The sequence below is a fragment of the Bradyrhizobium sp. MI1.4 genome, assembly GCF_055811315.1.
Genome location: NZ_JBVVPP010000008.1, coordinates 73,891 through 86,582, shown reverse-complemented (window position 1 = coordinate 86,582; position 12,692 = coordinate 73,891). Strand labels below are relative to the sequence as shown.

Sequence of the window (12,692 nt, the reverse complement as noted above, 5' to 3'; positions counted from 1 at the left end):
GCGCGGACAGGGTAGGAATGAAACCGACCGATATTGCGGCCCCCGACTACTTTCACAAAGTGGTCGATTGCCAATGGGCCTGTCCTGCGCACACTCCCGTTCCCGAATACATCCGACTGATCGCTCAAGGCCGCTACAGCGACGCCTATATGATCAATTGGAAATCGAACGTGTTTCCCGGAATTCTGGGACGGACCTGCGATCGTCCATGCGAGCCGGCGTGCCGCCGCGGACGCGTCGAGGAGACGCCGGTCGCGATCTGCCGCCTGAAGCGCGTCGCCGCCGACTTCAAGGACGACATCACGCAGCGCTTGCCGCGCCCCTCGGCCAAGAACGGCAAGCGCGTTGCCTTCGTGGGCGGTGGTCCCGCTTCGCTGACGGTCGCCCGCGATCTCGCGCCGCTCGGCTATCACTGCACCGTGTTCGACGCCGATGCCCAAGCCGGCGGCATGATGCGCTCGCAGATCCCGAAATTCCGCCTGCCGGATTCGGTCATCGACGAGGAGACCGGCTACATCCTGGGTCTCGGCGTCGACTTCAAGGGCGGCCATCGCATCGAGAGCATGAAGGCGCTGCTCGCGGAGAAGTACGACGCAATCTTCGTCGGCTCCGGCGCACCGCGCGGCCGCGAACTCGACATCCCCGGACGCAAGGAAGCAGCCGCCAACGTCCATATCGGCATCGACTGGCTGTCCTCGGTCTCGTTCGGTCATACCGACAAGATCGGCAAGCGCGTCATCGTGCTCGGCGGCGGCAACACCGCGATGGATTGCTGCCGCACTGCGCGTCGCCTCGGCGGCGAAGAGGTGAAGGTCGTCGTGCGCTCCGGCTTCGAGGAAATGAAGGCCTCGCCCTGGGAGAAGGAAGACGCGCTCCACGAAGACATTCCGATCCTCAATTTCCTCGTTCCCACAGCGTTCGTCCACGAAAACGGCAAGCTCACCGGCATCACCTTCCAGAAAGTGAAGGCCGAATACGACGCCAAGGGCCGCCGCAACCTCGTCCCCTCGGGCGAGCCGGACCAGACCATCGAATGCGACGACGTGCTGGTCGCGGTCGGCCAGGAGAACGCCTTCCCCTGGATCGAGCAGGACTGCGGCATCGAGTTCGATAAATGGCACATGCCCAAGGTCGATCCGCAAACCTTCGTCTCGACCAACCCGAAGGTGTTCTTCGGCGGCGACGCCGCGTTCGGGCCGAAAAACATCATCTGGGCGGTGGCGCAGGGCCATGACGCCGCGCTGTCGATCCACAAAATGCTCTCGGGCGAGGACATCACCGAGCGGCCATTGCCCGACGTGTACATCTCCTCGCAGAAGATGGGCATCCACGAATGGAGCTATGACAACGACATCTCCAACGACAAGCGCTACAAGGTGCCGCATCGCGACAAGGTGATCGCGCTGAAGGACATCCGCACCGAGGTCGAGCTCGGCTATGACGTCAAGCTGGCGCTGGGCGAAGCTCATCGCTGCCTGAACTGCGACGTCCAGACCGTGTTCTCGACCTCGCTCTGCATCGAGTGCGATGCCTGCGTCGACATCTGTCCGATGGATTGCATCACCTTCACGGACAACGGCGAGGAAGGCGATCTCCGTCAGCGCCTGAAAGCACCCTCGCTGCATCCGGACCAGGATCTCTATGTGTCCAGCGACCTCAAGACCGGGCGCGTGATGGTGAAGGACGAGGATGTCTGCCTGCATTGCGGGCTGTGCGCCGAGCGCTGCCCCACCGGCGCCTGGGACATGCAGAAATATTTGATCGAGATGACTCACGCAGGTTCAGCATGTCCGACAAAAAGCCGATCAGCAGCGTAAACGACTTCGTCGTCCGCTTCGCCAACGTCAACGGATCCGGCTCGGCCAGCGCCAACGAGATGTTTGCGCGCGCGATCCTGCGCCACGGCGTTCCGGTGAGCCCCCGTAACATCTTCCCCTCCAACATCCAGGGCCTGCCGACCTGGTACGAGGTGCGGGTGACCGAAGACGGCCATCTCGGCGCCCGCGGCGGCGTCGACATGATGGTCGCCATGAACCCGCAGACTTGGGACAAGGACCTCGCCGGCATCGAGCCCGGCGGCTACCTGTTCTATGATTCCACCAAGCCGATGCCGTCGACCAAATTCCGCGACGACATCACCGTGATCGGCGTCCCCCTGACCGCGATCACCAACTCGACCTATACCGATCCGCGCCAGCGCCAGCTGTTCAAGAACATCATCTATCTCGGGGCGCTCTCGGCGCTGCTCGACATGGATCCGAAGCTGATCGAGCAGCTGATCGGCGAGCAGTACAAGGGCAAGGAGAAGCTGCTCTCGTCCAACGTCCACGCGCTGCATCTCGGCCGCGACTGGGCGCTGCAAAACCTGAAATGCCCGACCGGGCTGCGGGTGAAGAAGTCCGACAAGGTCGGCGACCGCATCTTCATCGAAGGCAACAGCGCCGCCGCGCTCGGCGCCGTCTATGGCGGCGCCACGGTGTGCGCCTGGTATCCGATCACGCCGTCCTCGTCGGTGGCAGAAGCTTTCACCGCCCACTGCAAGAAGTACCGGCACGACCCGGAGACCGGAAAGGCGAAATACGCCATCGTGCAGGGCGAGGACGAGCTCGCCTCGATCGGCATCGTGATCGGCGCCTCCTGGAACGGCGCGCGCGCCTTCACCGCGACCTCCGGCCCCGGCATCTCGCTGATGACCGAGTTCATCGGGCTGTCGTATTTCGCCGAAATCCCGGCCGTGATCATGAACATCCAGCGCGCCGGTCCCTCGACCGGCATGCCGACCCGCACCCAGCAATGCGACATCATCGCCTGCGCCTATGCTTCGCATGGCGACACCAAGCATGTGCTGCTGTTCCCCGAAGATCCCGCCGAAGCGTTCGAGTTCGCGGCCGCGGCTTTCGATCTCGCCGAGCGGCTTCAGACCACCATCTTCCTGATGCTCGACCTCGACATCGGCATGAACCACCGGCTCTGCCGTCCGCTGAAATGGGACGACGCCAAGCAATATGACCGCGGCAAGGTGATGACCGCGGAGATGCTGGACGAAGGCCGCGATTTCGGCCGCTATCTCGACGTCGACGGCGACGGCATCCCCTACCGAACCTATCCCGGCACGCATCCGACCAAGGGCTCCTATTTTACCCGCGGCACGTCGCGCGACCGCTATGCGCGTTACTCCGAAGAGGGCTCGGTCTACGCCGACAACATGCAGCGCCTGATGCGCAAGTTCGAGACCGCGCAGGATCTGGTGCCGCGGCCGCTCCAGGCCAATGCGGAACGGCCAACCAAATACGGCGTGATCTATTTCGGCTCGACCACGCCGGCGATGGACGAGGCGATCGGATTGCTGGAAGCGCGCGGGCATCAGCTCGACCGCCTGCGCATCCGCGCCTTCCCGTTCCACTCCAGCGTGGCGAGCTTCCTCGCCGAGCACGATTTCGTCTATGTGGTCGAGCAGAATCGCGACAGCCAGCTGCGCCAGCTCATCGTCAACGAAAACGGCATCGACCCGGTGCGGCTGGTGCCGATCGTGCATTACGACGGCTCGCCGATCACCGCCCGCTTCATCGCAAAAGCCATTGGCGACCACCAGGATCACATCAAGGTGACCCCGCTCCGCAAGGCCGTGTCATGACCTACATTGCAAAGCCGAAATTCCACCATCCCGGGCTGAAGAAGAACGAGCTCGGCTACACCCATCGCGATTACGAGGGCAAGATCTCGACGCTGTGCGCCGGCTGTGGCCATGACTCTATCACGGCCTCCATCATCGAGGCCTGCTATGAGCTTTCGATCGAGCCGCACCGGGTCGCCAAGATTTCGGGTATCGGCTGCTCGTCGAAGACGCCGGACTATTTTCTCGGCAATTCGCACGGCTTCAACTCCGTGCACGGCCGCATGCCCAGCGTCCTGACCGGCGCCAATCTCGCCAATCGCGACCTGATCTATCTCGGCGTCTCCGGCGACGGCGATTCCGCCTCGATCGGCTTCGGCCAGTTCGCGCATTCGATCCGGCGCGGCGTCAACATGACCTATATCGTCGAGAACAACGGCGTCTACGGTTTGACCAAGGGCCAGTTCTCGGCGACCGCCGACCGCGGCTCGAAGTCCAAGAAGGGCGTCACCAACACCGACAACGCCATCGACCTCGTCGCGATCGCGCTGCAGTTGGGGGCGACTTTCGTCGCGCGCTCGTTCTCCGGCGACAAGACCCAGCTCGTGCCGCTGATCGCGGCCGCGATCCGCCACAAGGGCGCGTCGTTCATCGACGTCATCAGCCCCTGCATCGCCTTCAACAACCATGCCGGCTCGACCAAGAGCTTCGACTATGTCCGCGAGCACAATGACGCGGTGAACCGGCTCGATGTGCTGGTCGGCCGCGATCCGATTGCGGTGGATTACGCACCGGGCACCGTGCAAATGGTCGAGCAGCATGACGGCAGCAGGATCGCGCTGCGCAAGATCGACGCCGACTACGATCCGCACGACCGGCTCGGCGCCCAGACCTTCCTGCAAAAGCACGCCGCCAAGGGACAGATCGTCACCGGCCTGCTCTATGTCGATCCCGACGCGGAAGACCTGCACGAGCATCTCAACACGGTCGAAACGCCGCTCAACACGCTGGAAGCCGACACGCTCTGCCCGGGCTCGGCGGCGCTGGACAAGTTCAACGCCAGCCTGCGGTGATTGCCTATCGCGCCGCGGCCGGCTGCCGGACGCGTATGGTGATCTTCTCCGACACGATGGGCGGCTCGAACGGATAGTGCTTGGCATCGCCCAGCACGAGTTGAAGCGTGTGCGTCCCGGGCGGAAGCTCGAGCAGCGTTTCGGTCTGCCCTGCCCCGAAATGCAGATGCGACTTGTCCTGCAGGATCGGCTCCTTGGGATCGATGGGGTCGTTGACGTCGATCAGCAGATGATGGTGACCGGCGTTCTGGTACTCGTCGCCGGCATGGGTCACTCCCATGTTGCGCAAGCCGAACCGGACCCAGAATCCGCCGCGCACCTTCTGCCCGTCACGCGGGGTGATGAAATAGAGCTTTGCGTCCTTGGGCGCTGCCTTGCCCTGCGAAAAGGCTGCCCCCGGAAGCAATGCGAGCGCCGCCGCCAGCGCGACGCAACGAAGGATCTGCATCAAACCAACTCCACCACTTAAGGACTGAGCGCCACGCGGAATCCGTGCGTGGGGTAACGAACATTGGTGTCGTAGCCATCGCGGTTGGACGGCCGCACATATCTCGAATCGTTCTTCCAGGAGCCCGAGCGCAGGACATGAGCGCTGCAGTCCCCGCTGCTCCATGCCGAGCCGTCGGTGGGCGCGCCCTGATAGGTCTTGTGCCAGCAGTCCTCGACCCACTGATCGACGCCGCCGCCCATGTCGTGGAGCCCGAACGGGTTCGGCTTGAAGCTGCCGACTTTCGCTGGCTGCTCGGCCGCGAGATCACCGCAATCCTTGCAACCGGCCATGCCCGGCTGCAGCTTGTCGCCCCACCAATATCTGGTCTGCGTTCCGCCCCGCGCGGCATATTCCCATTCGGCTTCGCTCGGAAGCCGATACGTCTTCTTCGTCGCCTTGGCGAGATAGGCCGCATATTGCTGCGCGTCGGTCCAGCTCACATTGCTGACCGGCGCATCGTCCTTGCCGATGGAGGTGAAGCTGCACGCCTTTGCAGCGGCGCACTCGTTCCATTCCTGCACGGTCACCGGATATTTGCCGATCGAGAACGGCTTGACCGTGACCTGATGGACGGGACGCTCGGTCGGGTCGTCGTTGCTTCCCATCGCAAAGCTGCCGCCGCGAATGGCGACCATCTCGGGTTCGCGGACGGGAATCGGCGATTGACTTACCGATTGACTCGTCGATTGACTTGGCGCCGGAGCGGGCGATGGAGATGATGAAGCCGACGAGGGAGAAGGCTGCGGCGTCTGCGGCGCCGCTTCGCGCGGCGGAGGCTGCGGGCTCGGCGATGCGGCAGGAGAAGCGGGAGTGACGGCGGCCTGCTCGCCCACCCTGCCCGGCGCCTGAGCCAGAAGATACCACAGCACGCCGGCGGCCATCACCGACAGCGTGATACCCAGGAGAAAGATCAGGGCATTCTCGCGCCGCCCCCGCGTCCTGCCGACCGCGTCTGCATCCGGCAGCACTTTATAAACGCGCACGGGATCGGTGATGTTCTTGACCTTGCGGTCCCCGAGCGACTCGTAACCGCACACGACCTTGTGCTTGATCTGCTCGTAGATCGCGCCGGAGATAAAGACCTGGCCTGGCTCGGCGATGCCCTCGATACGCGTGGCGATATTGACGCCGTCGCCGTAGACGTCGTCAGGCTCCACGATGACGTCACCGAGATTGACGCCAATCCGGTACTCGATCCGGGTGTTCTTCGGAAGCGAGGCGTTGCGGCCGATGAGATTCTGCTGGATGACGATGCTGCATCGGACGGCCTCGACCGGACTGTCGAAAATCGCGATGAAGCCATCGCCCGTCGTCTTCACCAGACTTCCGTTGTGCTCGACGATGCTGGGCTGGATGAGATCCCGCTCGATCCGCTTGACGCGGACGTGCGTGCCCTCTTCGTCGGCCTGCATCAGGCGGCTGTAGGAAGCGATGTCACCGACAATGATGGCCGCGAGGCGACGAGGCATAGGGCCGTGCGAAGGCGGCTCGTCATTCCCGGATCTGAAGTTGCGAATTTCGCCCATTGCGGGGACTCCACAAACTTGCAAAGGCAGACCCCAGCCTACGACTGCCAAAGGCGATCGTCTGTGAAGGCTATCACATCGATGGAATCGGGCAATGTCCGTGGAATCGCAGGCGCCGAGTTCCGAAAGGCGAAGGCGTCACGTCGAATGAACCTTCAGGACCCCACCGACGACTAATGCCCGGCGTGGAACTAATCACCTCGCTCCGCCCTGCGATGATGCTGTCAGCTGTGCGGACGTTGAACGCGTCGCACCGGGGCTGCGTCTACAGCGTACAGCTCAGCTGCTGCACGCGAGGCCATCATGAAGTCTTTTCTCGTTGCGGCCGTCTTCCTTGCCGCGCTCGGCGGCGCCGCTCACGCCGAGGAGGCCGACGATATCCGTGAGGCCAGCAAGGCCGAAGCCGAAACCTTCAACGCGCGCATGTATGCCGGCGAACCCGGCAACAAGGCCTATGCCTGCTTCGTGCGCCGCTACGATGCCGAGCATCTGGCGCACCATCCGAAGCAGAAGGTCGCCTCGATGAAGCTGCTGATCTCGGCGGAGATGGACACCGAAGACAAGCAGTTCCACAACTCCTTCCGCCTCGGCTTCAGATATCGTCACCGCTCCGGCGATTTCGATTCCAGCGGCTCCTGTCATCACGCTGAGTTCACCAAGGACGGCACCGAAATCCGCCTCGGTTGCGGCGTCGACTGCGAGGGCGGCGGCATCGGCGTCGCGCTCTCGAAGGACGACAAATCGGCGATCGTGCGGCTGGCGCGGGTCAGGGTCTGGCAGAACAACAAGCCGGACTACGATGCCGAACTGTCACTGGTCGCCGGGGCCGACGACGGGATTTTCCGCCTAGATCGAACGGACAATAAGGAATGCGCCTCGCTCGTGACCGACCGCAAGGAACTCGCCGCGCTCCGCCACAAATGATATGTGTCCGGCACAATCGAGGGGAGATCGTCATGAACCGCCGGAACATCTTGTGGAGCGCCGTCTCAGGCCTGGGCGCGGCACTTGGCGCCTCCAGCGCGAAGGCCGCGACCGAGGCCGGCACGGGCAACAAGCTGAAGGTGGTCTATCACCTGAGCGATGCCGAGAAGGTCAACTTCGTCCTCGGCAACATCCAGAACCACATCGATGGCGTCGGCGGCCCCGACCATGTGACGATCGCGCTGGTGATCCACGGCCCGGCACTGAAGGCGTTTCACTCGGCGCAGGCCAACCCTGACATTAGCAAGCGCGTCGGCGATTTTTCCAAGGATGGCGTCGAGCTTGCCGCCTGCGGCAACACGATGAAGGCGCAGAACGTCACGCTCACGGATCTCCTGCCGGGCTTCGTCAGCGCGGAGAAGGGTGGCGTCGTCCGTTTGGCCGAGCTCCAGTCGCAGGGTTATCTCTATCTGCGGCCGTAGGAGCGCGCGCTCGACATCCCCCTTGACGTACCCATAACCCCAAGGTTATGAATATATCCATAACTTGCAGGTTATGGATTTTATGCCCGCCACCGCCCACGACCTTCTGTTCAGGACGCTGGCCGACCCCACTCGTCGGGCGATCTTCGAGCGATTGTGCCGCGAGGGCGAACAGACGGTCGGAGCCCTGACAGCAATGTCGGGCGTTTCCCAGCCCGCAGTCTCAAAACATCTCGGCGCGCTGAAGCAGGCTGGCCTGGTGCGCGACCGGCATCAAGGGCGGCAGACGCATTACAGCGCCCAGCCCGGCGCGCTCAATCCGCTGATCGACTGGACCAGCCAGATGACCGGATTCTGGCAGAACCGGCTCGATGCGCTCGACGATCTCCTGAAGAGGATGGACCAATGAACGAATCCCCCACCGAAACCCGATCTGTCGTCGTCGACCGCGAATTTGCCTTTCCGGCAGAGCGGATCTGGCGCGCGCTGACGCAGCCACATCTGATCGAGGAATGGCTGATGAAGAACGACTTCAAGCCGAACGTGGGCCACCGCTTCAACCTTCGCGGCGAGTGGGGCGGCGTGCTGGACTGCGAGGTCCTCACCATCGAGCCGCAGAAGACACTCGCCTACACCTGGAATTTCTCGCATGACGACGCGGCGTTCGATCTCAAGAGCGTCGTGACCTTCACGCTGACGCCGGCGGGCGCAGGCACGCATCTGCGCGTCGAGCAAGCGGGCTTCAGCCCGACGCAGAAGCAGGCTTTTGGCGGCGCGCATGCCGGCTGGAAGCAGTTTCTCGCCAAGCTGGACGAGCTGCTGGCAAGGGCAGACTAGCTTGGCCGCCGGCCTTCATTCAATCATCTCAAGAGGAGGTTTCATTGACCGGAAACATGTGGGTTCGACAGATCCATCGTTGGCTGTCGATCGCTTTCACGCTTGCCGTCATCGTCAACATCGTCGCCCTGACGCTGCAAGTCCAGGCGACGTGGATCGGCTTGCTCGCCTTCGTCCCATTGATCCCATTGCTTGCGACCGGACTCTACATGTTCGCGCTGCCATATCTCGGCCGCAGCCGCGGCGCCCGACAAGAGGCGTGAACATGAAGAAGGCCGTCACCGTGAAAAACAGCAGCGCGACGAAGGCGGATGGCGCTTCGCCATCCAGGATGATCGACGGCAGGATCAAGGAGCTCGGCGACTGGCGCGGCGACATGCTCGGACGAATCCGCGGCCTGATCAAGGAGGCCGATCCTGACGTCGTCGAGGAATGGAAATGGCGCGGCGTTCCGGTGTGGGAGCACGACGGCATCATCTGCACCGGCGAGACCTACAAGGCCGTGGTGAAGATGACGTTTGCCAAGGGCGCAGCGCTGGACGATCCAGCCGGCCTGTTCAACTCGAGCCTCGACGGCAACGTGCGGCGCGCGATCGATATTCGCGAAGGCGAGAAGATCAACGAGAAGGCGTTGAAGGCGCTGATCCGCGCAGCCGTGGCGCTGAATGCGTCCAAGAAGAAGCCGGCGAAACGTTCCGGATAGAACAGCCGTTGTGGAGCCACGAACGCTTTCCTTCTCCCCTTGTGGGAGAAGGTGGCGCGAAGCGCCGGATGAGGGGTCTCTATCGACACGGGAAACGTTGAGAGATACCCCTCACCGCAGTGAGCTTGTGTCTCCGAGCGTCGCCGCCCTCTCCCACAAGGGGCGAGGGCGCATCAACGCGCATCTCGCCGTATTGCTCCGCATAGTCAGCAGCGTCAGGCCACCGCCGAGATCGGGCGCGGGCTCACGACATATTCGCGCAGCACCTTGTCATTGGCGTCGACCTCGATCAGTGCGACGTCGTAGGTCCAGAGATCGGCCAGATGCTGGAGCACGCGCTTGGCGTCGGTCTCGTTGAGCTGCGCGCCCTTGATGACATGGTGATGCAGGATCAGCCGCCGGTCGCCGGAGAGATCGACGTCGACCACCTCGATATTCGCGTCGATGTAGCCGACATCGTGCTGCCGTGCCAGCTCGCGCCGAACGCGGCGGAAGCCCCGCTCGTCGTGAATGGCGTCGACCCGGATGCCGGCGCGTTCCTCGGGGTCATCATGCAGGTGGAACATGCGGAGGTGCCGCATCAGCTTCGGACTCAGGAACTGGGCGATGAAACTCTCGTCGCGGTAGTTGGCCCAGACGTCGCGCAGCACGCCCATCACGTCGTTCTTGCCGGCGATGTCCGGGAACCATTCGCGGTCCTCGTCTTCCGGCCTGGTGACGATGCGCTCGATGTCCTGCATCATGGCGAAGCCGAGCGCATAGGGATTAAAGCCGGAAAAGCGCTGGTCATCGAATTCGGGCTGGAACACGACATTGGTGTGCGACTGCAGGAATTCGAGGAAATTGCCGTCGCTGATGCGGCCCTGCTGATGCAGCTTGGTCATGATGCGATAGTGGACGTAGGTCGCCGTCCCCTCGTTCATCACCTTGGTCTGGCTCTGCGGATAGAAATATTGCGCGATGTGGCGGACGATGCGCAACAGCTCGCGCTGCCAGGGCGCCAGCCGCGGCGCGCTCTTCTCGAGGAAATACAGCAGGTTCTCCTGCGGCAGGCCGAGCAGCTTGCGGCGGCGTTCGATGCTGAGCGCGGACCGGGTCTTGCTCTTTCCCGCCGGCACGGTGCGCCAGAGGTCGTTGAAGACCTCCTCCTCGTGCTGGCGGCGGCGCCCTGCCCGCTTCTCTTCGGCGCGGAGGTCGAGCTTCTTCTTGCCGGGATAGCGGTCGATCCCATGCGACATCAACGCATGCGCGGCATCGAGGGTGCGCTCGACCTCCACCCGGCCGTAGCGATCCTCGCATTGCATGACGTAGTTCTTGGCGAAATCCAGATAGTCCAGGATGCCGTCGGCGTCGGTCCACTGCTTGAACAGATAGTTGTTCTTGAAGAAGTGATTGTGGCCGAAGGCGGCGTGCGCGATCACCAGGGTCTGCATCGTCGCCGTGTTCTCTTCCATCAGGTAGGAGATGCAGGGCGAGGAGTTGATCACGATCTCATAGGCGAGGCCCATGAGGCCCTTGCGGTATGAGGCCTCGTGATACGCAAAGTGCTTTCCGAACGACCAGTGCTTGTAGAACAGCGGCATGCCGACCGACGAATAGGCGTCCAGCATCTGCTCGGCGGTGATGACTTCGATCTGGTTCGGATAGACGTCGAGCCCGAGATCTTTCGTCGCCACCTCCTCGCAGGCATCCGTGATGCGCTGCAAGGTGTGAAAATCCCAATCGGCGCCTTCGAACAAGCGTTCCGTCATGGAGCGGCTTTCTCCTGGGCAGTGTCGCGGCGCTGAAACAGATCGTGGAACACCGGAAAAATTTCGCTGCGCTCGCTGACCTTGCGCATCGAGAGCGGTGCGCCGCTGTTGCGCAAGCGCTCGTAGAGGGTCCAGAGCGAGGAGTCGGACAGATCGAAGGCGCTGCCGCCGGACTCGCCGACCTCGAGATAGGCGAAGAACTGGCAGACCGGCAGGATTTTGTCGGTCAGCAGCATGCCCGCGAGCTCGCCGTCGGAATAGGAATTGTCGCCGTCGGAAGCTTGCGCAGCGTAGATATTCCAGTCCGACGGGCTGAAGCGTTCGCGCACGATCTCGTGCATGGCCTGCAGCGCGCTGGAGACCAGCGTGCCGCCGGAAGCCGGGCCATAGAAGAAGGTCTGCTCATCCACCTCCTCGGCGCGATCGGTGTGGCGGATGAAGACGATGTCGACATGCTTGTAGCGGCGCTTCAGAAATACGTAGAGCAGCATGTAGAAGCGCTTGGCGAGATCCTTCATGTGCTCGGACATCGAGCCCGACACGTCCATCAGGCAGAACATCACAGCCTGGGCAACGGGCTTTGGAACCGTCTCGAAGCGGCGGTAGCGGATGTCGAGCGGATCGATGAAGGGAATGCGCTTGGATTTCGCCTTCAGTTTTTCGAGCTGGGCTAGCAGCAGCAGACGCTCGTCCTCATCTGCGCAGGCAGCGATGGCGGATTCAAGCTCTTCGATCTCCTCCTTGCTGGGACGCTTGAGCGCGATACGGCGCGCCATTGCGCGCCGAACCGTCCGGCTCACCGAGATGTTGGATGGCGAGCCCGACGTGGTGTAGCCGGCGCGCTGGATGCCCTCGCTCTCGGTCTGCGCGATCTTGCGCTTGGCGAGATCAGGAAGTTCGAGGTCATCGAGGAAGAGATCGACGAATTCGTCGCGGCTGAGCACGAAGCGGAAGGCGTCCTCGCTGTCGCCTTCGCCCGGACCGGAATCCTTGGCACTGCCCTGGCCGGAGCGCTGGAGATAGTCGCCCTCGATGAACTTCTTGTTTCCGGGCAACACCATGTCGCGCGTTCCGCCGTCGCGGCGGAAACGCGGCTCGTGCATGCCGTCGAGCGGAATGGTGACCTCGCCACCCTCCAGGACGTCCTTGATGTCGCGTTCCTGCGAGGTCTTCTTGACGGCGCCCTGCACCAGGGATTTGGCCCGACGCAAGAACCGCTGCCGGTTCTCGAGACTCTTGCCGCCTGGATTCAGGCGCCTGTCAATAATGTGAATCGGCACTTTTCCATCCGCC

13 protein-coding genes are annotated in these 12,692 nt (G+C 62.9%); 9 read left to right on the top strand and 4 right to left on the bottom strand.

From position 1 onward, the window contains the following. The first annotated feature begins 17 nt into the window (after window positions 1-17). Genes AC0L23_RS11995 through AC0L23_RS11985 form a run of 3 tightly spaced genes read left to right on the top strand, consistent with a single transcriptional unit; the run spans window position 18 to window position 4,686 of the window. Window positions 18-1,817 (top strand): FAD-dependent oxidoreductase, encoded by a 1,800-nt coding sequence (locus tag AC0L23_RS11995; RefSeq protein WP_018454078.1) that lies wholly within the window; start codon window positions 18-20, stop codon window positions 1,815-1,817. Then, complete coding sequence (locus AC0L23_RS11990; protein ID WP_162496392.1) at window positions 1,787-3,634, top strand: 2-oxoacid:acceptor oxidoreductase subunit alpha; 1,848 nt, start codon at window positions 1,787-1,789, stop codon at window positions 3,632-3,634. The genes AC0L23_RS11995 and AC0L23_RS11990 overlap by 31 nt, the downstream gene beginning before the upstream one ends. Then, window positions 3,631-4,686, top strand: a complete 1,056-nt coding sequence (locus AC0L23_RS11985) for a 2-oxoacid:ferredoxin oxidoreductase subunit beta (protein WP_018454076.1) — start codon at window positions 3,631-3,633, stop codon at window positions 4,684-4,686. The genes AC0L23_RS11990 and AC0L23_RS11985 overlap by 4 nt, the downstream gene beginning before the upstream one ends. Window positions 4,687-4,690: 4 nt before the next feature. Here AC0L23_RS11985 and AC0L23_RS11980 read toward each other — a convergent pair whose 3' ends face one another. Then, on the bottom strand, window positions 4,691-5,134 hold the full coding sequence (locus tag AC0L23_RS11980; RefSeq protein ID WP_018454075.1) for a DUF4399 domain-containing protein: 444 nt from the start codon (window positions 5,132-5,134) through the stop codon (window positions 4,691-4,693). Window positions 5,135-5,151: 17 nt separating this feature from the next. Then, window positions 5,152-6,702, bottom strand: a complete 1,551-nt coding sequence (locus AC0L23_RS11975; RefSeq protein ID WP_473356998.1) for an SUMF1/EgtB/PvdO family nonheme iron enzyme — start codon at window positions 6,700-6,702, stop codon at window positions 5,152-5,154. Between the two features lie 303 nt (window positions 6,703-7,005). On the opposite strand from AC0L23_RS11975, the gene AC0L23_RS11970 reads away from it, so the two are divergent. The 6 genes from AC0L23_RS11970 (at window position 7,006) to AC0L23_RS11945 (ending at window position 9,648) form a co-directional block, all read left to right on the top strand. Beyond that, window positions 7,006-7,626 (top strand): hypothetical protein, encoded by a 621-nt coding sequence (locus AC0L23_RS11970; RefSeq protein WP_085395691.1) that lies wholly within the window; start codon window positions 7,006-7,008, stop codon window positions 7,624-7,626. A 32-nt stretch (window positions 7,627-7,658) separates the two neighbouring features. Continuing rightward, window positions 7,659-8,108 (top strand): DsrE family protein, encoded by a 450-nt coding sequence (locus tag AC0L23_RS11965; RefSeq protein WP_085385332.1) that lies wholly within the window; start codon window positions 7,659-7,661, stop codon window positions 8,106-8,108. A gap of 82 nt (window positions 8,109-8,190) precedes the next feature. Continuing rightward, window positions 8,191-8,517 (top strand): ArsR/SmtB family transcription factor, encoded by a 327-nt coding sequence (locus AC0L23_RS11960; RefSeq protein ID WP_085395719.1) that lies wholly within the window; start codon window positions 8,191-8,193, stop codon window positions 8,515-8,517. After that, a complete protein-coding gene (locus tag AC0L23_RS11955) occupies window positions 8,514-8,945 on the top strand; it encodes an SRPBCC family protein (RefSeq protein WP_085395692.1) in 432 nt (143 codons plus the stop codon). The genes AC0L23_RS11960 and AC0L23_RS11955 overlap by 4 nt, the downstream gene beginning before the upstream one ends. A 44-nt stretch (window positions 8,946-8,989) precedes the next feature. Continuing rightward, entirely contained in the window at window positions 8,990-9,208 is a 219-nt protein-coding gene (locus AC0L23_RS11950) for a hypothetical protein (protein ID WP_162496393.1), read from the top strand. A gap of 2 nt (window positions 9,209-9,210) precedes the next feature. Then, window positions 9,211-9,648 (top strand): DUF1801 domain-containing protein, encoded by a 438-nt coding sequence (locus AC0L23_RS11945; protein WP_085352024.1) that lies wholly within the window; start codon window positions 9,211-9,213, stop codon window positions 9,646-9,648. Between the two features lie 215 nt (window positions 9,649-9,863). Here the strand turns inward: AC0L23_RS11945 and AC0L23_RS11940 are convergent, their stop codons facing one another. Both AC0L23_RS11940 and AC0L23_RS11935 read right to left on the bottom strand, forming a co-directional pair. After that, window positions 9,864-11,399, bottom strand: a complete 1,536-nt coding sequence (locus tag AC0L23_RS11940; RefSeq protein WP_007613791.1) for a SpoVR family protein — start codon at window positions 11,397-11,399, stop codon at window positions 9,864-9,866. Then, window positions 11,396-12,673: a YeaH/YhbH family protein gene (locus AC0L23_RS11935; protein WP_026232663.1), complete on the bottom strand. Its 1,278-nt coding sequence runs from the start codon at window positions 12,671-12,673 to the stop codon at window positions 11,396-11,398. Before AC0L23_RS11935 ends, AC0L23_RS11940 begins: the two co-directional genes overlap by 4 nt. Window positions 12,674-12,692: the final 19 nt, after the last annotated feature.